At 72.7% G+C, this 21,851-nt stretch carries 17 protein-coding genes, 1 other RNA gene and 1 pseudogene; 13 read left to right on the top strand and 6 right to left on the bottom strand.

Translation table 11 applies throughout. From position 1 onward, the window contains the following. Positions 1-2,226 precede the first annotated feature (2,226 nt). Positions 2,227-2,883, bottom strand: a pseudogene (locus HYQ63_RS46040) (FHA domain-containing protein); the annotation flags it as partial. A 542-nt stretch (positions 2,884-3,425) separates the two neighbouring features. Between HYQ63_RS46040 and HYQ63_RS17375 the strand changes: the two are divergent. From HYQ63_RS17375 to HYQ63_RS17360, 4 genes are all read left to right on the top strand, one after another. Beyond that, positions 3,426-5,123: a serine/threonine-protein kinase gene (locus HYQ63_RS17375; RefSeq protein WP_179934775.1), complete on the top strand. Its 1,698-nt coding sequence runs from the start codon at positions 3,426-3,428 to the stop codon at positions 5,121-5,123. Positions 5,124-5,318: 195 nt separating this feature from the next. Further along, complete coding sequence (locus HYQ63_RS17370) at positions 5,319-6,698, top strand: serine/threonine-protein kinase (protein WP_179934774.1); 1,380 nt, start codon at positions 5,319-5,321, stop codon at positions 6,696-6,698. Between the two features lie 95 nt (positions 6,699-6,793). Then, positions 6,794-7,906: a peptide chain release factor 2 gene (gene prfB, locus HYQ63_RS17365; protein ID WP_179934773.1), complete on the top strand. Its 1,113-nt coding sequence runs from the start codon at positions 6,794-6,796 to the stop codon at positions 7,904-7,906. Between the two features lie 312 nt (positions 7,907-8,218). Beyond that, entirely contained in the window at positions 8,219-8,923 is a 705-nt protein-coding gene (locus HYQ63_RS17360) for a PT domain-containing protein (protein WP_179934772.1), read from the top strand. 91 nt (positions 8,924-9,014) lie between these two features. On the opposite strand, the gene HYQ63_RS17355 is transcribed toward HYQ63_RS17360, so the two are convergent. Next, the gene (locus tag HYQ63_RS17355) at positions 9,015-9,215 is read right to left on the bottom strand and encodes a hypothetical protein (protein ID WP_063735148.1); all 201 of its coding nucleotides are present in this window, start codon (positions 9,213-9,215) and stop codon (positions 9,015-9,017) included. A 329-nt stretch (positions 9,216-9,544) separates the two neighbouring features. Between HYQ63_RS17355 and ftsE the strand changes: the two genes are divergently transcribed. The 6 genes from ftsE to HYQ63_RS17325 all read left to right on the top strand — a co-directional run bounded on the left by ftsE (position 9,545) and on the right by HYQ63_RS17325 (position 14,577). Continuing rightward, positions 9,545-10,234, top strand: coding sequence for a cell division ATP-binding protein FtsE (gene ftsE / locus HYQ63_RS17350; RefSeq protein WP_009717451.1), 690 nt, complete (start codon positions 9,545-9,547; stop codon positions 10,232-10,234). A 9-nt stretch (positions 10,235-10,243) separates the two neighbouring features. After that, on the top strand, positions 10,244-11,155 hold the full coding sequence (gene ftsX, locus HYQ63_RS17345) for a permease-like cell division protein FtsX (RefSeq protein ID WP_009717452.1): 912 nt from the start codon (positions 10,244-10,246) through the stop codon (positions 11,153-11,155). A 68-nt stretch (positions 11,156-11,223) separates the two neighbouring features. Then, a complete protein-coding gene (locus tag HYQ63_RS17340) occupies positions 11,224-12,438 on the top strand; it encodes a S41 family peptidase (RefSeq protein ID WP_179934771.1) in 1,215 nt (404 codons plus the stop codon). An 18-nt stretch (positions 12,439-12,456) separates the two neighbouring features. Beyond that, positions 12,457-12,942, top strand: coding sequence for an SsrA-binding protein SmpB (gene smpB / locus HYQ63_RS17335; RefSeq protein WP_123108459.1), 486 nt, complete (start codon positions 12,457-12,459; stop codon positions 12,940-12,942). A 107-nt stretch (positions 12,943-13,049) separates the two neighbouring features. Next, positions 13,050-13,420, top strand: a transfer-messenger RNA (tmRNA) gene (ssrA, locus tag HYQ63_RS17330). A gap of 137 nt (positions 13,421-13,557) precedes the next feature. Beyond that, entirely contained in the window at positions 13,558-14,577 is a 1,020-nt protein-coding gene (locus HYQ63_RS17325; protein WP_257231912.1) for an XRE family transcriptional regulator, read from the top strand. 27 nt (positions 14,578-14,604) lie between these two features. Here the strand turns inward: HYQ63_RS17325 and HYQ63_RS17320 are convergent, their stop codons facing one another. Continuing rightward, a complete protein-coding gene (locus HYQ63_RS17320; RefSeq protein ID WP_179934770.1) occupies positions 14,605-15,306 on the bottom strand; it encodes a VOC family protein in 702 nt (233 codons plus the stop codon). A gap of 14 nt (positions 15,307-15,320) precedes the next feature. Next, complete coding sequence (locus HYQ63_RS17315) at positions 15,321-16,274, bottom strand: zinc-binding dehydrogenase (protein ID WP_179934769.1); 954 nt, start codon at positions 16,272-16,274, stop codon at positions 15,321-15,323. Between the two features lie 97 nt (positions 16,275-16,371). Here HYQ63_RS17315 and HYQ63_RS17310 point away from each other — a divergent pair, with 97 nt between their 5' ends. Beyond that, a complete protein-coding gene (locus HYQ63_RS17310) occupies positions 16,372-17,019 on the top strand; it encodes a TetR/AcrR family transcriptional regulator (RefSeq protein WP_179934768.1) in 648 nt (215 codons plus the stop codon). 3 nt (positions 17,020-17,022) lie between these two features. Then, the gene (locus HYQ63_RS17305) at positions 17,023-17,457 is read left to right on the top strand and encodes a glutaredoxin domain-containing protein (RefSeq protein WP_179934767.1); all 435 of its coding nucleotides are present in this window, start codon (positions 17,023-17,025) and stop codon (positions 17,455-17,457) included. Between the two features lie 9 nt (positions 17,458-17,466). On the opposite strand, the gene HYQ63_RS17300 is transcribed toward HYQ63_RS17305, so the two are convergent. Then, on the bottom strand, positions 17,467-17,874 hold the full coding sequence (locus tag HYQ63_RS17300; RefSeq protein WP_179934766.1) for a DUF3592 domain-containing protein: 408 nt from the start codon (positions 17,872-17,874) through the stop codon (positions 17,467-17,469). A 128-nt stretch (positions 17,875-18,002) separates the two neighbouring features. Here HYQ63_RS17300 and dacB point away from each other — a divergent pair, with 128 nt between their 5' ends. Then, complete coding sequence (dacB, locus tag HYQ63_RS17295) at positions 18,003-19,565, top strand: D-alanyl-D-alanine carboxypeptidase/D-alanyl-D-alanine-endopeptidase (protein ID WP_179934765.1); 1,563 nt, start codon at positions 18,003-18,005, stop codon at positions 19,563-19,565. On the opposite strand, the gene yicI is transcribed toward dacB, so the two are convergent. Continuing rightward, a complete protein-coding gene (gene yicI / locus HYQ63_RS17290; RefSeq protein ID WP_179934764.1) occupies positions 19,546-21,849 on the bottom strand; it encodes an alpha-xylosidase in 2,304 nt (767 codons plus the stop codon). The genes dacB and yicI overlap by 20 nt on opposite strands. Positions 21,850-21,851 lie beyond the last annotated feature (2 nt).

Below are 21,851 nucleotides of genomic sequence, written 5' to 3'. Positions count from 1 at the left end.
GGCCTCCTCGGCCGCCCGCGCCGCCGCCTCCTCGGCGCCCGCGGCCTCGTCCGCGCCCCGCGCGTCCGCACCCCGGCCCCCGGTCAACTGCCGCACCCAGGCCCCTATCCCCCGCCGCCGGACCTGCGCTCCGGGAGCGTCGTACGCATACGTCCCCGCCTCGCCGAGCCCCCGCGGCACGGTGGTCCCCCGCAACGGCGTCCCCCGGCCCCCTCGGCCCACGGCCGGTGCGCCGGGGCGCGTGGGGGCTCCGGGCTGCGCTCCGGGGTACTGGTCGGCTGCGCCGTGCGGTCCGGTGTCGGCCGGGTCGCCGTACGGCGTCCCGCCGCCTGCCGCGGGGCCCTGCTGCCCGGCGGGGCCCCAGCCGTCTCCGCCGCGCTGGCCGGGCCGTGCCGTGTCGGCGTACGGCGCGCCGGGATGTGCGGGGGTTCCTGGCTGGCCGCCGGGATGCCGGTCGCTGTACGGCGACCCGGCGTCGCGCGCTGCGGGGCTCTGCTGCCCGGCGGGGCCCCAGCCGTCTCCGTCGCGTTGGCCGGGCCCTGCTGCGTCGGTGTACGGCGCGCCGGGACGTGCGGGGGTTCCTGGCGGGCCGCCGTGGCGCCGGTCGTACGGCGACCCGGCGTCGGCTGCGGCGCCCGACTGCCCGGTGGGGCCGTGGTCGGATCCGCTGGGGCGACCAGCGCCTCCGGGCGCGCCTCGACGGTCTGCGGGGGTCGTGCCCGCGCCCGGCCACCGCTCCTGCCCGCCGTGCGTGGGGGCTGCGGACCATCCGTCGGGCCCGGGCCGGGAACCGTCATACGGCGCGCTACCGCCCGCGGAAGCTCCGGGCTGGCCGCCCGGGCGTCCGTCGGTTCCGCCGCGCGGACCGCCGTACGACGCGCCGCCGTCCGCGGCCGGGCCTCCGGCCGCGGACGGCTGTCCGGTGGGGCCACGGTCGTGTGCGCCCGGATGCCGGTCGGCTGTGCCGCGTGGCCCGGTGCCGGTCTGGGCGCCGTAGGGCCCGTTGCCGCCCGCCGGGCCGCCCCGCTGTCCGGCGGGGGCGTGGTCGGTTCCGCCGGGGTGGCCCGGGTTGCCGGACGTGCCCCGGCGGTCTGCGGGGCGCCCGCCCCCGCCCGGCTGTCCGGGGATCGTGCGGTCGTCGCCCGGGCGCCGGTCGGTGGCGCCGCGCGTCCCGGCGTCCGTCGGGTCGGCGTGCGGCGAGCGGCTACCGCCCGCCGGGCCTCCGCGCTCGGGGCCAGCCGCCGCGCCCGGTTGCCCGGCGGTGCCGCGGTCTGCGGGGTGCCTGCCGTCGCCCGGCCACGGCTCTTGCGCGCCGCGGGTGGGGGCCCCTGCCCGTCCGCCTCGGCTGCTCCCGGTGCCGTCCGTGGCGGTGTCTCCGGGCGTGCCGCCGGGCGCCGGGGTGCCCGACTGCCCCGGGAGCCCGCGGTCGTCGGCCGGGCGTCGGCCGGTTGCGCCGTGTGGTCCGCCGTACGGCGCGCTGCTGCCCGCCGGGCCGCCGCGCCCGGCGCCCCCGGCCGCGCCCGGTTGCCCGGCCGCACCGCGGTCTGTGGGGTGCCCGCCGTCGCCGGGCCACGGCTCTTGCGTGCCGTGCGCCGGGGCCGCCGACTGTCCGCCAGGGGCTCGGCCGCTGCCGGTCGGGTCGCCGTGGGGCGTGCTGCCGCCCGCCGGGCCGCCGACCCAGGGCCCCCGACCCTTGGGGTCGCCGCCCGTCTGTCCGGCGGTGCCGGGGGCTGCGGGGTTGCCCCCGCCTGTGCGGCCGTCGCCCGGCCAGGGGGTCTGCGCGCCGTGCGTGGAGGCTGCCGAGGGGCCGGGGTCCCGCCCGCTGTCGGCAGGGCCGCCGTACGGCGCGTTGCCGCCCGCCGGGCCTTCGGCCCAGGGGGCCCGGCCCTCGCGGCCGTCGCCCGGTCGGGGGGCTTCGGCCCAGGGGTGCGAACCGGGGTCCGCGGGCGGGGCACCGTACGTCGCGCCGCCTCCGCCCGGCGCCGCGGCGGGCTGGGTGCCCGTGCCGTGGGTGGTGGGGGCTCCGGGGTGGGCCGTGGCGGCGTCCCACTGGCCGACCGGGGCCCAGCCGCGGCCGGGGTGGCGGGTGGGCGGGGCGCCGGTCCAGGGGCCCGTGGCGTGGGCCACGCCGTCCGCGCGGGGGGTGACCCTCAGGTGGCCCTCGCCGTCCGGGTGGGCGGGGAGGCGGGCGGGGGAGGACGGGGCCGCACCGGGGGCGCGCAGCCGCAGCGCGGATTCGCCGATCCGGAGCAGCGCGCCCGGCGCGAGGGGGACGGGGTCGGGGCCGACCGGGGCGCCGTCGGCGGCGGTGCCGTTCGTCGAGCCGAGGTCGGCGATGGTCACCCGGCCGTCCTCGGTGACCGTCACGGCGCAGTGCAGCCGGGAGACGTCGGGGTCGTCCAGGGGGACGTCGGCGTCGGCGGAGCGGCCGATGCGGACCTGGCCGCCGTGCAGCAGGTGGACGCCGCCAGCGTCGGGCCCGGCGATCACGTCCAGGTGGACCGTGGCGTCGGACACCGCCGCCTCGGGCAGGCCCGGGTACCCCGGGTAGCCGGGGTAGTGGTCGGGGTCGGCCGGGGCGTGGAGGGAGAGCACCGCGCCGTCGACCAGCGGTGGTTCGCCGAGTGCGCAGCGCTGTGGGTCGAGCCGCTCCGAGCCCGCGTACACCACGACCGTACTGGTGCCGCCCCCGGCGTCGTGCCCGGCCGCGGCGACGGCGGCGGCGAGGCCGCTCGTCACGGAGGCGAGGGCGGTGCCGACGGGAGCGGTCACGAGCACGTCCACCGCGCCCGCGAGGGCGTGCGGCGGCGGCGCGGGCGCAGGATGGCCGGAACGGCCCGGGTGGGCGCTGCGCGGCCCGAGGACGGTCAGCCGAATCTGCATCGCCGTCAACGGTCCCTTCTGTCCGGGGGGCCGGGCGGGGGTGCCAACCCCACCGTCTCGCCCCCAGGCGCTTCGGCACGTACAGGTCCGTACGGGGTCGTACGGGTCACGGAGCGTGAGCCCCCCGCCGCTCGGCGCTTCCGTGCTGCGTGCATCCTCGCACCTGCCACTGACACTTCGCCCGCCGCCCGGCGCGACATGATCTTGATTGGTCGGCTAGTCGGCCGAAACTGGCTGATTGCGACCGGATCCGCTGCGTGAGTGAGGGCCGGTCCCCTGTGTTAAGAGGGCGGGAGTGGGCAACCGACTCCCCGGATCACGCGTCTTTCCCCCGGGTTCCGTGGCGGACCCCGCCGCAGCCCTGTGGCAGACCCGCCGCGGGCCCCCGCCCGGGCCGCCGCGCCCCGTGCGGGCGGTGATCAGCGGTGATCGGTACGGCGCCTTGTCCGTCCCCATTACAGTGGGCGGACGAGTACGGCAGGCAGTACAAGCGATGCAGCAAGCGATGCAAGTGATATGACCACGACCAGGGAGCGCATGACGTGCGGCCGGTAGGCAGCAAGTACCTGCTCGAGGAGCCGCTCGGACGCGGAGCCACGGGCACCGTCTGGCGGGCCAGCCAGCGGGAGACGGCGGGCGCCGAGGCGGCCGTGGCCGGGCAGCCCGGCGAGACGGTCGCGATCAAGGTCCTCAAGGAGGAGCTGGCGAACGACGCGGACATCGTCATGCGCTTTCTCCGCGAGCGTTCCGTACTGCTCCGCCTCACCCACCCCAACATCGTCCGCACCCGCGATCTCGTCGTCGAGGGCGATCTGCTCGCCCTCGTCATGGACCTGATCGACGGCCCGGATCTCCACAACTACCTGCGCGCCAACGGCCCGTTCACCCCCGTCGCCGCGTCCCTCCTCACCGCGCAGATCGCCGACGCGCTCGCCGCCAGCCACGCCGACGGCATCGTGCACCGCGACCTTAAGCCCGCCAACGTGCTCCTCGCGGGCACCGGCGAGGGCGAGGAGATGCACCCGATGCTGACCGACTTCGGCATCGCGCGGCTCGCCGACTCGCCCGGGCTGACGCGGACCCAGGAGTTCGTCGGCACCCCCGCCTACGTGGCGCCGGAGTCCGCCGAGGGTCGTCCGCAGACGTCCGCGGTGGACATCTACGGCGCGGGCATCATGCTGTACGAGCTGGTCACCGGCCGTCCGCCGTTCGCGGGCAACACCGCCCTGGAGGTGCTGCACCGGCACCTCAGCGAGGAGCCGCGCCGCCCCACGACTGTGCCCGAGCCGCTGTGGACGGTCATAGAGCGCTGTCTGCGCAAGAACCCGGACGAACGTCCGAGCGCCGAGAGCCTGGCCCGGGGCCTGCGCGTGGTCGCCGCCGGTATCGGCGTGCACGCCTCGGCCGCGCAGGCGGAGGCCGCGCTCGGCGTCGCCGCGCTGCTCGCGCCGGACCCGGCACCGGCCCCGGTCCCGGACACCGCTCCGGCGGACCCGGGCGACGCGACCCAGGTGCTGCCGACGAACGCGCCGAACGCACCGGGGAATCAGTACGACCCGGCCGCTGCCACCAACGTGCTCCCCACCACGGGCCCCAACGCCGACCCCACCCAGGCGATGCCCACGAACGGCCCGGGCGCCCCCGGGGCGGACCCCACCCGGGCCATGCCCCCGGTGCCGCCCGGCGGCGCGCCCGGCCAGGACGATCAGCACCCCTGGCAGAACCAGATGCGCGCGGCCCGCGACCGCAACGAGCAGACGCAGGTCCAGTACCTCGACCCGAGTGAGGACCCGCTGCGCCGCCGCCCCCACCGCCCCGCACCGCCGCCGGGGCAGTACCAGCAGCAACAGCAGCAGTATCAGCAACAGCAGTACCAGCAGCAGCAACAGCAGCCGTACCAGCAGCCGCAGCAGCCCCCGCAGCCGCCGCCGTCGCGCCGTCAGCAGCGCCGTGAGCAACAGCAGCAGCCGCAGCGCTACGCGCCGCCGCCGCAGCAGCCGGAGCCGCGGCGCGAGCCCCGGCAGCGCGGGTCCAACCCCAACCGGATGAAGATCCCCGGGCTCGGCTGCCTCAAGGGCTGCCTGTTCGTGATCCTGATCCTGATCGTGGGTTCCTGGCTGGTCTGGGAGCTGACCCCGCTCAAGGACTGGGTCGCCCAGGGCAAGAGCTACTGGGACGCGGTCTCGACCTGGGTCACCGAGGTCAAGGACTGGATCTCCGCCCTCGGCGGCCCGAGCTGACGCACGGCTGAATCCGCCGAGCCCTTCGGCACCCCTCAACACCCCGACCGATGCGCCGAGTCAGGTGATTTGTCGACATCCAAGGGGTGTTTTCCGCTCAGAAGTGACAGTTGGCGCTGTCTGGTGCCCCCAACGCGCCAGTAGCCGCGTAGCTTTGTCGCCAACGTGCCCCCTGTCGGAGGATTCGGAGCAGTCTTGTCACGGAAGATCGGCAGCCGGTACACCGCGCACCAGGTCCTGGGCCGCGGCAGCGCCGGCACGGTGTGGCTGGGCGAGGGTCCCGAGGGCCCGGTCGCCATCAAGCTCCTGCGCGAGGATCTCGCCTCCGACCAGGAGCTCGTGGGCCGTTTCGTACAGGAGCGCACCGCGCTGCTCAGCCTCGACCACCCCCGGGTGGTCGGCGTGCGCGATCTCGTGGTCGACGGCAACGACCTGGCGCTCGTCATGGACCTGATCCGCGGTACGGATCTGCGCACCCGGCTCGACCGCGAGCGGCGGCTGTCCCCGGAGGCCGCGGTCGCGATCGCCGCGGACGTCGCCGACGGGCTGGCCGCGGCGCACGCCGCCGGGATCGTGCACCGGGACGTCAAGCCGGAGAACGTCCTGCTGGACATGCAGGGACCGCTCGGCCCCGGCGGCTCCCACCCCGCCCTGCTGACCGACTTCGGCATCGCGCGCCTGGTCGACGAGCCGGGCCGGGCCCGCGGCGGCCGCCCGTCCCGCGGACAGGCGCCCTCCCAGGGCCGCTCGCCCAACCCGCGCAGCGTCATCGGCACCCCCGACTACCTCGCGCCGGAGATCATCGAGGGGTTGCCGCCGCGCGCCAGCGTGGATGTGTACGCGCTGGCCACGGTGTTGTACGAGCTGCTGGCGGGCTTCACCCCGTTCGGCGGCGGCCACCCCGGCGCGATCCTGCGCCGCCATGTGACGGAGACCGTCGCCCCGCTGCCCGGCATCCCCGACGAGCTGTGGCAGCTCCTGCTCCAGTGCCTCGCCAAGGCCCCCGCCTCCCGGCTGCGCGCCTCCGAGCTGGCCGCGCGGCTGCGCGAGATCCTGCCCAGCCTGGCCGGATATCCGCCGCTGGACATCGACGAGCCGGACGAGCCCGAGGAGCGGGACGGCGAGGACCCCGAGGGCGGGCACCGTCCCGCCCCCACCGGACAGGGCGGGGGCCAGGGGCAGGCGTACGGCCAGGGATACGGGCACGGCGGGCCGCAGCAACAGCAGCGGCGGCGCGGCGCGGTTCCGCTGGTCCCCGGCGCGGTGCCGGACGGCAGCCGTGAGACGCACACCAGCATGCGCGTGCCCAGCGCGGACGAGCTGGCGGGCGGCGCACACGGCACCGCCCGCGCCCCCCGCGTCCACGGTCAGCGCCGGGCGGGCTCGGCGCGCCATCCGGCGGTCTCGGGGGCGCTGCGCCGCCGTCGGCTCAAGGTCGCCGCTGCGACGGTGGCGGCGCTGGTCGTCGTGGGCGTCGGCGGATGGCTGGTCGCGGGCGGCGACGACGGCGGCGATGCGCCCAAGGGCGGCGATCATTCGTCCTCACAGGACTCGGGAGAGGACTCAGGACAGTGACTCCGGGCAGGACCCCCGTTACGCCCTGAGGGCCCGCTGTCCCGGCCGGGGACCGACGGGCCGGAGATCCTTCTATAGCGGTTAGGCTGGTGCACGTGGCAGTCGTCGATGTATCCGAAGAGCTGAAGTCCCTCTCCTCGACCATGGGGTCGATCGAGGCCGTCCTGGACCTCGACAAGATGCGGGCCGACATCGCCGTGCTCGAGGAGCAGGCGGCGGCCCCGTCCCTGTGGGACGACCCGGAGAACGCGCAGAAGGTCACCAGCAAGCTTTCCTATCTCCAGGGGCACCTGCGCCGGGCCGAGGAGCTGCGCGGCCGGATCGACGACCTCGAGGTGCTGTTCGAGCTGGCCGCCGACGAGGGCGACGAGGACGCGCGCGCCGAGGCCGAGGCCGAGCTGGACGCCGTGCGCAAGGCCGTCGACGAGATGGAGGTGCGTACCCTCCTGTCCGGCGAGTACGACGCCCGTGAGGCGGTCGTCAACATCCGCGCCGAGGCGGGCGGCGTCGACGCCGCCGACTTCGCCGAGCAGCTCCAGCGGATGTATCTGCGCTGGGCCGAGCGGCACGGCTACAAGACGGAGATCTACGAGACCTCGTACGCGGAGGAGGCCGGCATCAAGTCGACCACCTTCGCCGTGCAGACGCCGTACGCGTACGGCACGCTCTCCGTCGAGCAGGGCACCCACCGCCTGGTGCGCATCTCGCCGTTCGACAACCAGGGCCGCCGTCAGACCTCCTTCGCGGGGGTCGAGGTGCTGCCGGTGGTCGAGCAGACCGACCACATCGAGATCGACGAGTCCGAGCTGCGGGTCGACGTCTACCGTTCGTCGGGCCCCGGCGGGCAGGGCGTCAACACCACCGACTCCGCGGTGCGGTTGACCCACATCCCGACCGGCATCGTGGTCTCCTGCCAGAACGAGCGCTCGCAGATCCAGAACAGGGCGACCGCGATGAACGTCCTCCAGGCGAAGCTCCTCGAGCGCCGCCGCCAGGAGGAGCAGGCCAAGATGGACGCGCTCAAGGGCGACGGCGGCAATTCCTGGGGCAACCAGATGCGTTCGTACGTCCTGCACCCGTACCAGATGGTCAAGGACCTGCGCACCGAGTTCGAGGTCGGCAACCCGCAGGCGGTGCTGGACGGCGAGCTGGACGGCTTCCTCGAGGCCGGAATCCGCTGGCGCAAGCAGCGCGAACAGGAGAGCTGAGCACCGGGCCGGGCCCTTTGCCCCCGGTCCAGCGATCGCCAAGTGGTCCCTCAAGGACGTTTTTTGGTCACAGTCCTGTACCCATGCGTCACACAAGCGCCTTCATAGCGGACATCTCGCCCCCTAAGACGCTTGACGGTGCCATGAAAACTGGGAAGGCTGACGCGCGGCATGCGTATGACTGGGGCGCGTGTGAACGGGGACCGGCGGATCGCCTGAGCAGTCAGAGCCCGCGGAACTTCTCTCCCTGACGGCCGTGGCCCCGTGCATAGCTGCTCCATTACGAGTACAGCTACTGGGGGTAGCAGGCAGATGACGAAGAAGACGCGGCTGCGTGTCGCGCGCGTAGCGGCCGCCGCGGTGATAGCCGCCGGTGCGTCGCTGACCGCCGCCGGTGCCGCATCGGCCGTGGGGATCGACGTGGGGATCGGTGGCGTCGACGCCTCGGTCAACGCGGACGAGAAGGGCCTCGACGTCGGCGTCGGCGTCCACAACCCCGACGACCCGAGCGACGAGCCGACCGAGATTCCCACCGGTGAGCCGACCGACGAGCCCACCGACGAGCCGACGGACGAGCCCACCGACGAGCCGACCGGCCTGCCCACCGGGCTGCCGACGCTCCCGACGGACGAGCCGACCGACGAGCCCACGGGCGAGCCGACGGACCAGCCGACGGACGAGCCGACGGACGAGCCGACCGGCCAGCCCACGGACGAGCCGACCGACGAGCCCTCCGGCCAGCCCAGCTCCTCGCCCAGCCAGGGCGGCGGCGCTGGTGGCGGCGACGACTCCACCTGCACCGTGGACCTCGACTCCACGAACTGCGACGACAACACGGACACCGACAGCGTCGGCTCCAAGCCGGTCGAGCAGGGCAAGGCCAAGGAGGAGCTGGCCGAGACCGGTGCCTCCTCCGAGACCACCTTCCTGCTGATCGGTGCCGCGACCATGATCGCGGGTGGCATCGGCTTCCGCGTCGTGCCGCGTCTCGCGAACCGCAACAACAACGTGGCCTGATTCATACGCCGCGTCGCACGTCGAGGGGCCCGGAGCGCTGCAGAGCTCCGGGCCCCTCGGGCGTCTGTACCGATCGTGTGGTTACGTTGCGTTACGCCACGGCCGCCATCTCGTGAGCGAGCACGGCCACCGCGATCAGCGCCACCAGGAGCGCTATCAGTGCGGCCGGGGTCAGCCCGCCGAAGAGGCCGTCCTGCTGCTGGAGGCGCTCCCTGCTGGCCCGGCAGACCGGGCAGCGGCCCTCGCTGACCGGGCTCGCGCAGTTGGCGCAGACGAGCCTGTCGTACGTCATGCGCTTTCTCCTCCCGCGCGGCGGTGCCGCAGTAGATATGGGGTCAACGCTCAGGGAAATGGGTTGGTTCCCCTTCCACTGTGCCAGCTTCCGCCCGGTTCGGCGCGCCCCGCACGATTCCGTGCCGCATCCGTGCCGGTTCTGTGGCCGTTTCGGTCGGGCTCGACGGCCGCTTTGTCAACCGTTTGCCCCCAATAGTGCCGTGAATAAACGCACCAAGCCGGATGGGCGCTGCGCGCCCGCGCGCGCTTCGCGTATGGTCACGCTCACCGACGGGAGCCGCTCCGGCTGCGACCCGTACCGCTACCCAGGTCGACCGTGGTGCATCAGTGATCCGATTCGACAACGTATCCAAGACTTACCCCAAGCAGACCCGTCCCGCACTCCGGGATGTCTCGCTCGAGATCGAGAAGGGCGAGTTCGTCTTCCTGGTGGGCTCCTCGGGATCGGGCAAGTCCACTTTTCTCCGGCTGCTGCTCCGCGAGGAGCGGGCGAGCCACGGCGCGGTCCATGTGCTGGGCAAGGATCTCGCGCGGCTGTCCAACTGGAAGGTGCCGCAGATGCGCCGCCAGCTGGGCACGGTGTTCCAGGACTTCCGGCTGCTCCCCAACAAGACGGTCGGGGAGAACGTCGCCTTCGCGCTGGAGGTGATCGGCAAGCCGCGCGGCGCGATCCGCAAGACCGTGCCCGAGGTGCTCGACCTGGTGGGCCTGGGCGGCAAGGACGACCGGATGCCCGGCGAGCTGTCCGGTGGTGAGCAGCAGCGCGTGGCCATCGCGCGCGCGTTCGTGAACCGTCCGATGCTGCTGATCGCCGACGAGCCGACGGGCAACCTGGACCCGCAGACCTCCGTTGGGATCATGAAGCTGCTGGACCGGATCAACCGGACCGGCACCACGGTCGTCATGGCCACGCACGACCAGCAGATCGTGGACCAGATGCGCAAGCGCGTGATCGAACTTGAGAAGGGCCGTCTTGTCCGCGACCAGTCCCGCGGCGTCTACGGCTACCAGCACTGAAAGGACGCCATGCGCGCCCAGTTCGTCCTGTCGGAGATCGGCGTCGGTCTCCGCCGTAATCTCACGATGACCTTCGCGGTGATCGTCTCCGTAGCCCTCTCCCTCGCCCTGTTCGGCGGGTCCCTGCTGATGAGCCAGCAGGTGAGCACGATGAAGGGCTATTGGTACGACAAGGTCAACGTCTCGATCTTCCTCTGCAACAAGAACGACAAGGAGTCCTCGGCCAACTGCGCGAAGGGCGCCGCCACCGAGGTCCAGAAAAAGGAGATCCGCTCCGAACTGAACCAGATGAACATCGTCGACTCGGTTCAGTTCGAGACCAGCGAGCAGGCGTACAAGCACTACAAGGAGCAGTTCGGCGATTCACCGCTCGCCGATTCGCTGACCCCGGACCAGATGCAGGAGTCCTTCCGCATCAAGCTGAAGGACCCGACCCGGTACGACGTCATCTCCACCGCCTTCGCCGCCCGGCCCGGGGTACAGGAGGTCCAGGACCAAAAGGCCCTGGTCGACGATCTCTTCAATCTGCTCAACGGCATGAACTACGCGGCGCTCGGCGTGATGACGCTGATGCTGGTGGTCGCGTTGATGCTGATCGTCAACACGGTGCGGGTGTCGGCGTTCAGCCGACGCCGGGAGACCGGGATCATGCGGCTCGTCGGTGCGTCAAGCTTCTATATCCAGATGCCGTTCATCATGGAGGCCGCCATCGCGGGGCTGATGGGCGCGGGCTTCGCCTGCGTACTCCTCGTCAGCGGCCAGTACTTCCTGGTCAACAACTGGCTCGCGGGCAAGATCGACGTGATCAACTTCATCGGATGGGACGCGGTGCTGGCCAAGTTGCCGCTCGTGCTGGCGATCGGGCTGCTCATGCCCGCCCTCGCGGCCTTCTTCGCGCTCCGCAAGTACCTCAAGGTGTGACATTCGCCTAGGGCGCCGTACCTCACAACCAGCCGTACGGCGCCCGGGCTTGCCCTACACTCACCGGCATGTCGGGCCCGTGTTTGTTCGTCCATCCCCGCCGCATTCGCCACGGGGCCGCCCTGACATTGGTCTTCGTGAGCGTGCTCGCCACCGGCGCCGCCACCGGTTCGTGGGGGGCCGAAGGCCCCGCCCGGGCCGCCGACCGGGGCTCGTCGGCCGCGCGGATACCGATCCGCCCGGTCGCCGCCGGCTCCGTCGAGAGCGACCAGGTCGAGGCGGCCGCGGCCGCGGCCGAGGAGGACGGGAAGTCCGGTTCGCAGGCCGCCCGTGACGTGGTGAGCCGCAGCGGCGACCGATGGGGCGCGGTCTACAGCGCCCGTGAGTACGAAGGATTCCGCCAGCACCTCGACGGCGCCTACGTCGGCATCGGGGTCTCCGCGCGGGTCGGAACCGGCGGCCGGATCGAAGTGGACCACGTCCAGCCCGGCAGCCCCGCCGACCGCGCCGGACTCCGGGCCGGCGACCGGCTGCTGAGCGTCGACGGTACGAAGGCCACCGGCCGTCCCGTCACCGAGGTCGTCGCCCGGCTGCGCGGGCACACCGGCCGCTCGGCGGGCACCCCGGTGGTGCTCGGCGTGGAGCGCGACGGCAACCGGTGGCGGCAGTCCCTGCACCGGGCGCGGCTGGCCACCGAGCCGGTCACCGTCGACCGCGTCGGCGACCGGAGACCCGGCGCCGTCCGCATCAAGGTCGACTCCTTCACCAAGGGCTCCGGCGAGGAGGTGCGCCGCGCGGTGCGGGACGTCCCCCGCGGCGACGGCATCCTCCTCGATCTGCGCGGCAACTCCGGCGGCCTGGTCACCGAGGCCGTCACCGCCGCCTCCTCCTTCCTCGACGGCGGCCTGGTCGCCACGTACGACGTACGGGGCGAACAGCGCGTCCTCGACGCCCGCCCCGGCGGCGACACCCGCACCCCGCTGGTCGTCCTCGTCGACGGCGGCACCATGAGCGCCGCCGAACTGCTCACCGGCGCCCTCCAGGACCGCGGCCGCGCCATCGTCGTCGGCACCCGCACCTTCGGCAAGGGCTCGGTGCAGATGCCCAGCACGCTCTCCGACGGCTCGGTCGCCGAGCTGACCGTCGGCCACTACCGCACCCCCGCCGGCCGCACCGTCGACGGGCAGGGCATCACCCCCGACCTCACGGTCCACGGCGACGACGGACCGAGCGCCGAGGCACGCGCCCGGACAGTATTGAGTGGCCTCGGGGGCGGGTCCTAGTGCGAGAATGACTTCGCTATGGCTAAAGAGACGGGTCGCAAACTGATCGCGCAGAACAAGAAGGCGCGGCACGACTACCACATCCTCGACACCTACGAGTGCGGTCTGGTGCTGACCGGGACCGAGGTGAAGTCGCTGCGCCAGGGGCGCGCCTCGCTCGCCGACGGCTTCGCGCAGCTCGACAACGGCGAGGCGTGGCTGCACAACGTCCACATCCCCGAGTACAGCCAGGGGACGTGGACCAATCACTCGGCGCGCCGCCGCCGCAAGCTGCTGCTGCACCGGGCCGAGATCGACAAGCTGCTCCACAAGACCCAGGAGACCGGCCACACGATCGTGCCGCTGTCCCTGTACTTCAAGGACGGCCGCGCCAAGGTCGAGGTCGCGCTCGCCAAGGGCAAGAAGGACTACGACAAGCGCCAGACCCTCCGCGAGAAGCAGGACCGCCGCGAGGCCGAACGGGCGATCTCGGCGGCCCGCCGCCGCGAGCGCGGCCGAGTCTGACCTCGGACCTCGCCCGGCGGGAATGATGTGGCCCCGTAGCGCGTTGTTCACCTATGATGGCGATGCGCCCCACGCAGGGCGTGGCACCACCTTTGAAAAATCAACATGGGGATGATCGGTTTCGACAGCGGCTGTCGAAGCAGGGGAAGCGAGCCGAGGAAGCGGCAATGATCTCGTAAACCATATGTCGCAACCAATAATCGCCAACACCAAGCGCGATTCCTTCGCCCTCGCTGCCTAAGTAGCGACTTTGCGAAGTGTCAGCCCGGGGCTGTTCCCGACCCGGATCCTGGCATCGACTAGGGAACTAAACCACTAGACCCGGTCACGGGGTGTAGTGGGAAATCAAACAGTGACTGAGCCCGTCGGAGACTTGTCCGCGTGATCTCCGGGGCCGAGAAAAGCACAGCGGACTGCGCTCGGAGAAGCCCTGATTCCGCACCGTTGGACGCGGGTTCGATTCCCGCCATCTCCACTCATCCCATGTACGACGAAGGCCCCGCCACCCAGCGGGGCCTTCGTCGTGTCCGGTCCACTCGACCGGCTGACCGTGACTCCAGTGCCGGACGAACCACGGTCGATACGGTGGAGCGTCCATCGGGCGAGGAGGATGCGGTGCGTCGTAGAAATCTGCTCACCGGTGCGTTGGCGGCTGGAGCAACGGCCGTCGTCGGCGCGGCCCCAGCGGGTGCCGTGTCCGCTCCTTTCGACCCGGCGGTCGGCCTTGAGGATGCTCTCTTCCGGCTCCCCTCCGTCGCCCCGGTTCCCCTGGGTCGCCTCGTCCAGCAGACGGCGGCCGCGCGCTCGGACTTTTGTGCCGCTCGCTACACCTCTCTCGGCCGCGCGCTCCCGGGCCTGCTCGCCGCGGCCTCAGCGACGCGGGACGCGTCGAGCGGGCGGGAGCGGGAGCAGGCGAGCGTGGTGCTCGCTCGGGCCTATGTGCTGGCTGCCGAGTTGGCGCTCAAACAGCACAACGACTCGGCCTGGGTGGCTGCCGACCGTGCGCTGACCGCGGCCCGTGCCAGTGGCCACCCGGTGCCGATCGGTGAGTCGTCTCGGGTGCTCGCGATCACCATGCGGCGGTCGGGGCGGTGCCCGGCTGCGGTGCGGCTGCTCACCCAGGAGGCGGCCGATTTGGACGCAGGCCAGGCCCCGACCGGGGCTGTGCGCACAACGCTGATGTTGACGGCCGCGTACACAGCGGCCACCGGCAGGGACCGCGCCACGGCGCTGGGCCTGCTGGACGAGGCTCAGGAGGAGACGGAGCGGCGCCAGGCGGTCCCGGGGCTGTTCACCGTGGACGTCAGCCGGACGCAGGTGGACGTGTACCGGATCAGCGTGCTCAACGCACTCGGCACGCCTGACGAGGGCGTGAAGGTCGCCGCAAGGCTGAACATCGACCGCATGCCGACTGCGGAGCGCCGCGCCCGCGCCTGGACGGATACGGCCCGCATGTGGCACGCCCTCGGCGACCAGCAGCAGACCTTCGCGGCGCTCCGCAGGGTGGAGCAGGAGGCGCCGCAGGAAGTGCGGCGGCCGGCGTTGCGGGCCCTGACGGCGGACCTGTTATACCTGCCCGCCCGCGTGCCGGGCGTGCGGGAATTCGCGGCCCGCACCGGGGCCCTGCCCGACTGACGGTCTCTCCTTCGGCGCCACCACCCCCTAGCCCCGTAGCTCCTTGAGGCGTTCGAGGTCGTCGTGTGCCGATTCGCGCTCCTGTGCGGTGAGGTCGACCGCGGCGGCCTTGGTGAGTGCGGATGTCGCGGTCTCCTCGTCGCCGAGGCGCCTGGCGACATCCGCGCGCAGCACCAGGAGGCGAAGCGACTGCACGGGTGTGGGCCGTTCGTCCTCCGTGCGCAGCACCCGGTCGAGGATCTTCGCGGCGCCCGCCGGGTCGTCTCGCGAGTCCGCGAGGAGGGACGCGTGATGCAGGGCCCGGGCGAAGGTCTCCTTGGGGGCGGGCCGGTGGTGGGGGTTCTGGCTGGTCTGCTGGCCGATGCGCAGGCAGTTGCCGCCCGGGTCGGTCATCAGGAACTGCCGTACGCCGTGCGAGGTGTCCTTCAGTGGCCCGATGCGCGGCAGCCCGCGGGTCGGGATCTTTCCGTACGCCGCCTTGAGCCTGGTCCGGAAGGCCTCGTGCAGCCCATCGACGTCATCGGTGTGGATGTAGCACGTGCTGTATGACTCGGCCGGTTCGTAACTCTTCATCCCGAAGAAGTGGAGCTGGATGCCGCCGCGCTCCACGACTGCGTAGGGATTGGGGCTCTTCTGCTGGAAGGTGGCTTCGAATCCGAGGACGGTGTAGAAGTCGAGGACCGGCTGGAGGGTCCGGCACGGCAGCATCGGAATGGTCTTCTCGCCCATGCGGGACAGTCTAGTCAAAGTTGACTAGCGGAGGGAGTGGCCGAGTCGATGTCGAGGACGGCCTTGCCGTGGAGGCGGCGTTCCAGGAGGGCGGCCACGGCCTCCTCGGCGTGGTCCCAGCCGCCGCGCCAGGAGATCTGCGGGTCCAGGTCGCCCGCGGTGAGGCGGGTGGCGAGCCAGGTGAGGTCCGGGCCGAGGTCGGGGTGTTCGAGGAGGAAGAACGTGACGATCGAGCGGTCGTGGCGGCCCGCGTCCCCGTAGAGGGCGCCGAAGGGGAACGTCTCGGGCTGGCCCGTGACATGACCGACGGAGACGAGGGTGCCGTGGGCGGCGAGCTTGTCGTACGCCGCCACGAGTTGGGGGCCGCCTACGAGGTCCACCACGCCGTGCACCGGTTCCTCGACCTCGTCCGGTCCCGCGATCACCTCATGGGCGCCCAGGGCGCGTAGGGCGTCGCCGTGGGTGTCCGGGGCGCTGGTGGAGGCGATGACGTGGGCGCCGCCGAGGCGGGCGAGTTGGACGGCGTACCGGCCGACGCCGCCGGTGGCGCCCGTGATCAGGGTGCGGCGGCCGAGGGTGGCGCCGATCCGGCGCAGGGCGCGCAGCGCGCTGCCGCCCGCGACCGGGAGGGTGCTGAGCGCGCCCGGGTCGGCGTCGGCGGGCGGGATGCCGATCAGGCCGGTGTGCACGGCGCGCAGTTCGGCCCATCCGCCCGCCTCGCCGAAGGTGACCACGGGGGTTCCGGCGGCGGGACCGGAGCCGTCGGCGGCGGCGCGTTCGATCACCCCGGCGGCGTCCCAGCCGAGCACCGTGCCGTCGGGGGCCTCGGTCCGGTGGGCGGTCTCGCCGTAGTTGAGGGAGGTGGCGGTCACCCGGACGAGGGCCTCGTGCGGGGCGGGCTCGGGGTCGGCGGTCTCGCCGAGGCGGAGACCGGAGGGGGCGGAGCTGTCGACGAGCAGGGCGCGCATGGGGTGTTGACCTTTCCGGCGGGGGTGAGGACTTAGTTATGCCACTGAGTGGCATAAGCGTGCAAGTGGCATTCGCGTTCGCGTTACACTCGGCGTCGTGACTACCGCCTCCACCCCGTCGCTGCCGCTGCGCGAACGCAAGAAGCTGCGCACCCGTCAGGCGCTGATCGACACCGCGCTGGAGCTGTTCACCGAGCGCGGCTTCGACGGCGTCACGCTGGATGAGCTGTGCGAGGCGGTGGAGGTCTCCAAGCGCACCTTCTTCCGCACCTTCACCAGCAAGGAAGACGTCGCGATGGCCCCCGAACAGGACCTCTGGCGGGCCTTCCCGGAGGAGCTGGAGACCGTTGGCCCGGGCCCACGGACGCTGGTGGAGCTGGGGCGGGATGCGCTGCTGGCCGCGCTGGACCGCATGGACGACGAGGGGTGGGCCCGCCGGGTCCTGCTCAGCCGCCGACTGGCCGAGCGGACGCCCTCGATGGCGGCGCACGGACTTCAGTTCTGCGAGGCCACGACCCAGGGGGCGCTGGAGATCCTGCACCGCAGGTTCGGGGTCGGGGGCGGGGACGACGTACGGCCCCGGCTGGCCGTGGACATGCTGATCGCGGCGCACCACTGCGCCGTCGCGGGCTGGGTGGCCCAGGCAGACAGTGCCGCGCCCCCGGCCGCGCGGGACCTGGCCGCCCGCCTCCGCGAGGCCGTCGCCGCCCTGCCGGGCAGCCTCACGATGTCCGTCGAGGGCTGACCGGTGCGCGCGTGGACCCTGCCGGTGCTGCTGGTGCTCTGCGGCTCCGCGATCGCGATCGGGCTGATCTCCAGCGGAAGCCCCGGTGCGGCCGCCGCACTCCTGCTGGTGTTCGTGCTGCTCGCGGGCGTCAACTCGGCTCTCGTCTTTCCGCGGTCGATCGGCGCGCTGGAGGCGCAGCGCCGCAGCGCGGCCGACGGTCGGCCCGTCGTCTACTGGCGGCCGGGCTGCGCGTACTGCCTCCGGCTGCGCACCCGGCTGGCCCGTAGCGCCCGCCGGGCGCATTGGGTCGACATCTGGCGCGACCCGGCCGGAGCGGCGGTGGTGAGGGCGGCCAACGACGGCAACGAGACCGTGCCGACCGTCGTCGTGGCGGGCCGACCGCACACCAACCCCGACCCTGAATGGGTACGCGAACAGCTCCCCGGCGCGGTCTGACGGCGGGCGTCAGCTGAAGGCGATCACCAGACCGAAGCCGAGGAAGAGCGTGCCGCCCAGGGCCAGGCCCGCCATCGGGCCGACTATGTGGCGCCGCATCCATACCCGGGCCTTCTGCGACTCGCCCGGGAGGTACATCACGTCCACCCTCCGGCCGGTCGCCAGCCCCAGGCCGACGCCCTGGATCGCGGTCGCGAACTCCACCTCGTAGCCCTGATGGTCGTGGAACCGGATGATTGGCGTCTGGAGCGCATTCCGGTTCCGGTCCTGGCGGTTGACGACGTTGGCGACCACCAGCCCCTCCGTACGGACCCCCTCGCGACGCAGCCGTCGCACCAGCCGGGCGTCGCGCAGGGCGCTTGCGTAGAGGAGTAGGCCGACCGCCACGCACAGCAGTTCGGCCAGGGGCTCACCCATCGGTGGTTCGCCTCTCGTCGTGTTTGATCTCCCCCGTCCGACATAGGGGACGCGGTGATCCGGAACTTCGGTTGCCGCCTCCCGGGCGCTCTGTCGCGAAGCGACGAGGTGCGGGATCCTGCCGTGGCATGAAGAGACCCCTGAACCGTCGTGCGCGCGCCTGGAGCTGGCCCCTCGTCATCGGGCTGGTCTGTACCCTCACGTGGAGTTCACCGGCCGGGGCGGACGCCTCCCGTGCCGGGTTCGGCGAGGCCGTCGACCGCATTCTCGGCGATCCGCTGCTGAAGGGCGGGGCGGCCGGGGTGGTGGTGGCCGATGCCGACTCCGGCGCCGTGCTGTACCGGCACCGGGCCGACGACCGGCTGATGCCCGCCTCCAACACCAAGCTGTTCACCTCGGCCGCCGCCATGGGGCTGTTGGGGCCCGACCACACCTTCCGGACCGATGTCTCGGCCGACGGCACCCGCCACGGCCGGACGCTGCGCGGGGATCTGTATCTGCGCGGGACCGGTGACCCCACCCTGCTCGCGAAGGACTACGACCGCCTGGCGAAGGACGTCGCCGACGCGGGGATCACCCGGGTCACCGGGCGGCTGATCGCCGACGACACCCGGTTCGACGCGCAGCGCGCGGGCCGCTCCTGGGCCGCGGACGACGAGTCGTCGTACTACGCGGCGCAGATCTCGCCGCTCACCGTCGCACCCGACACCGACTACGACGCGGGCAGCGTCATCGTCGAGGTCGCGCCCGGGGCCGCCAAGGGGGAGCGGCCCAAGGTCACGGTCACGCCGCCGACCGCGTACGTCCGTATCGACAACCGGGCGACCACCGGGAGCGGCGGTCTCACCGTCGAACGCGGGCACGGCACCAACACCATCACCGTCAGCGGCGCCATCGCGGCCGGGGCGCAGACCGCCAAGGAGTGGGTCAGCGTCTGGGAGCCCACCGGGTACGCCACCGCCGTGTTCGCCGATGCGCTGAAGAGGCATGGGGTGCGCGTCGCCGGGGCTACTCGGCTCGGCGAGGCCACGCCACAGGACGCGCGGCCGCTCGCGTCGCACCGATCGATGCCGCTCAAGAAGCTGCTGATCCCGTTCATGAAGCTGTCGAACAACATCCACGCCGAAGTCCTCACCAAGGCCATCGGCTACGAGACGGCGGGCCGGGGCACTTGGGCCGCGGGGCTGGCCGCGATCTCCGACTACCTCAAGAAGCAGGGCGTGGACACCGGGGCGGTGCGCCAGGTCGACGGCTCCGGGCTGTCCCGGATGGACAACATCGCGGCCGGGCAGTTCACCGAGCTGCTGCTGGCGGCCCGTCAGCAGCCCTGGTACGCGGAGTGGTACGCGTCGCTGCCGGTGGCCTGCGCCCCGGACCGCTTCGTCGGCGGCACGCTGCGCTCGCGCATGTGCGGCACCCCGGCCGCGGGCAACGCGCGCGGCAAGACCGGCTCCCTGACCGGCGCCTCCGGGCTCTCCGGGTACGTCACGGACGCGGACGGCCGGGAGCTGGTCTACAGCATCGTCCTCAACAACTACCTCGCCCCGTCGGTGAAGAGCCTGGAGGACGCGATCGTGGTGACGCTCGCGAAGTCCGGCGAGGGCCGCACCGAGGGGGTGCGGCCCCGGGCCGTACGGGGCGCACAACAAACGGACCTGGAGTGCTCCTGGGTCAAGCCTCGTCGCTGCTGAGCGCCAGCGTGAGCGTGGCCGTCCTCGCCTCCGCGTCGGCGGACGGCCCGCCCACCACCTCCACCCGCCAGGGCGCCGAGGGCCCGCGGCAGACCCAGTCCGCCTCGGCGTGCAGGGTCTCCCCGTCCCGTACGACGGTGAACGCGACGGCCGTCGAGCCGTCCGGGGCCGGGACCCGCACGGTGACGCCGGTGCCGGGCAGGGCGGAGGGTTCGTACACCCGCAGCGTGATGCCGTCCGCCCAGTCGGCATCCGGCCGGTCGTACGCCGCGCCGAACGGGATCACCGCGCCCGGCCGGGCCAGCAGCGGCACGCTCAGGAAGCCGTGCCGCTCGCGCACCCAGCGCGGGCCGCGCACGGTGCGGCCGCTGAGCACGTGCGTCCACACCCCCTCCGGGACGTAGTACGCGACCTCGCCCTCGTCGTCGAAGACCGGCGCGACCAGCAGATCCCCGCCGAGCATGTACTGCCGCTCCAGCCCCGCGCACCCCGGGTCGCCGGGGAATTCGAGGACCATGGCGCGCATCACCGGCACGCCCTCGCCGTGCGCCTGCCGCGCCGCCTCGTACAGGTACGGCATCAGCCGCAGCTTCAGCCGGGTGAAGAAGCGCAGCACCGCGACGGACTCCTCGTCGAAGTGCCACGGCACGCGGTAGGAGGACGAGCCGTGCAGCCTGCTGTGCGAGGACAGCAGCCCGAAGGCGATCCAGCGCTTGAAGAGGGCGGGGTCGGGGGTGCCCTCGAAGCCGCCGATGTCATGGCTCCAGAAGCCGAAGCCGGACAGCCCGAGGGAGAGCCCGCCGCGCAGCGATTCGGCCATCGCCTCGTACGTGGACTCGCAGTCGCCGCCCCAGTGCACCGGGTACTGCTGGCCGCCCGCGGTCGCGGAGCGTGCGAAGACGACGGCCTCGCGCTCCCCCCGCCGCTCGCGCAGTGCCTCGAAGACGGTGCGGTTGTACAGGTGGGTGTAGTAGTTGTGCATCCGCTCCGGGTCGGAGCCGTCCGCGTACACCACGTCCAGCGGCACCCGCTCGCCGAAGTCGGTCTTGAAGCAGTCCACGCCCATGTCGAGCAGCGCGGTCAGCTTCTCCGCGTACCAGGCGCGCGCGGCGGGGCTGGTGAAGTCGACCAGGGCCATGCCGGGCTGCCACAGGTCCCACTGCCACACCGAGCCGTCCGGCCGTTTCAGCAGATGACCGGCCGCCTTGCCCTCGGCGAAGAGCGGGGAGCGCTGCGCGATGTACGGGTTGATCCACACGCAGACGCGCAGGCCCCGTTCGCGCAGCCGCCGCAGCATGCCCGCCGGGTCGGGGAAGACGCGCGGATCCCAGGTGAAGTCGCACCAGTGGTGCTCACGCATCCAGAAGCAGTCGAAGTGGAAGACGGACAGCGGCAGTTCGCGCTCGGCCATGCCGTCCACGAAGCCGGTGACCGTCTCCTCGTCGTAGGAGGTGGTGAAGGAGGTCGACAGCCACAGCCCGAAGGACCAGGCGGGCGGCAGCGCGGGGCGGCCGGTGAGGGCGGTGTAGGTGCGCAGGATGTCCTTCGGGGTGGGCCCGTGGATGACGTAGTACGTCAGCTCCTGGCACTCGGCGCTGAACTGGACGCGGGAGACCGCCTCCGAGCCGACCTCGAAGGAGACCGCGCCGGGGTGGTCGACGAAGACGCCGTAGCCCGCGTCGGTGAGGTAGAAGGGGACGTTCTTGTAGGCCTGTTCGGTGGCGGTGCCGCCGTCGGCGTTCCAGATGTCGACGGTCTGGCCGTTCTTCACCAGCGGGCCGAAGCGCTCGCCGAGGCCGTACGCGGAGGTGCCGACGCGTAGGGCCAGCCGCTCGCGCAGATAGTGGTGGCCGTCGGCGGTCTCCATGATGCCCGCGTCCTTGGGCCCGCTGCTGGTGAGCGTGCGTCCGTCCGCCTCGAAGGCGACGCGCCAGGGGCCGGTGCGGGCGATGCGCACGGTGAGGGCGCCGGAGGTGAGCCGGGCCTCCTCCTCATCGCAGCTCACCTCCCCGTACGATCCCTCGGCACCGGCCAGCTCGAACGACGGGCCCCGGTCCGCTCCGCCCGCGAAGTGGGTGAGCCGGACCCCGATCACGCCGGGCAGCGGCGCGGTGCAGGTCAGGGTGAGGACCGGGCCCTTGAGGAGGTCGCCGCGGTGGCGGACCGGCTGGGTGGGGGCGTGCACGGTGAGCCGGCCGGGGCCCGTCTCCACGTCGAGGACCCCGGTGGGGTGGGCGGCGCTGACGCCCTCGCGCAGCAGCCAGTAGCCGTCGCTGAACTTCATGC

The sequence above is a fragment of the Streptomyces sp. Rer75 genome, from assembly GCF_013414305.1.
GTDB lineage: Bacteria > Actinomycetota > Actinomycetes > Streptomycetales > Streptomycetaceae > Streptomyces > Streptomyces himastatinicus.
Note: the sequence above shows the minus strand (reverse complement) of the source record. Positions and strands in the feature narration are given on the sequence as shown.

Coding starts and splice junctions, on each gene's coding strand:
- HYQ63_RS17360 (WP_179934772.1), top strand. CDS start 8,219: ATGACGAAGAAGACGCGGCTGCGTGTCGCGCGCGTAGCGGCCGCCGCG.
- HYQ63_RS17355 (WP_063735148.1), bottom strand. CDS start 9,215: ATGACGTACGACAGGCTCGTCTGCGCCAACTGCGCGAGCCCGGTCAGC.
- ftsX (WP_009717452.1), top strand. CDS start 10,244: ATGCGCGCCCAGTTCGTCCTGTCGGAGATCGGCGTCGGTCTCCGCCGT.
- HYQ63_RS17340 (WP_179934771.1), top strand. CDS start 11,224: ATGTCGGGCCCGTGTTTGTTCGTCCATCCCCGCCGCATTCGCCACGGG.
- smpB (WP_123108459.1), top strand. CDS start 12,457: ATGGCTAAAGAGACGGGTCGCAAACTGATCGCGCAGAACAAGAAGGCG.
- HYQ63_RS17320 (WP_179934770.1), bottom strand. CDS start 15,306: ATGGGCGAGAAGACCATTCCGATGCTGCCGTGCCGGACCCTCCAGCCG.
- HYQ63_RS17315 (WP_179934769.1), bottom strand. CDS start 16,274: ATGCGCGCCCTGCTCGTCGACAGCTCCGCCCCCTCCGGTCTCCGCCTC.
- HYQ63_RS17300 (WP_179934766.1), bottom strand. CDS start 17,874: ATGGGTGAGCCCCTGGCCGAACTGCTGTGCGTGGCGGTCGGCCTACTC.
- dacB (WP_179934765.1), top strand. CDS start 18,003: ATGAAGAGACCCCTGAACCGTCGTGCGCGCGCCTGGAGCTGGCCCCTC.
- yicI (WP_179934764.1), bottom strand. CDS start 21,849: ATGAAGTTCAGCGACGGCTACTGGCTGCTGCGCGAGGGCGTCAGCGCC.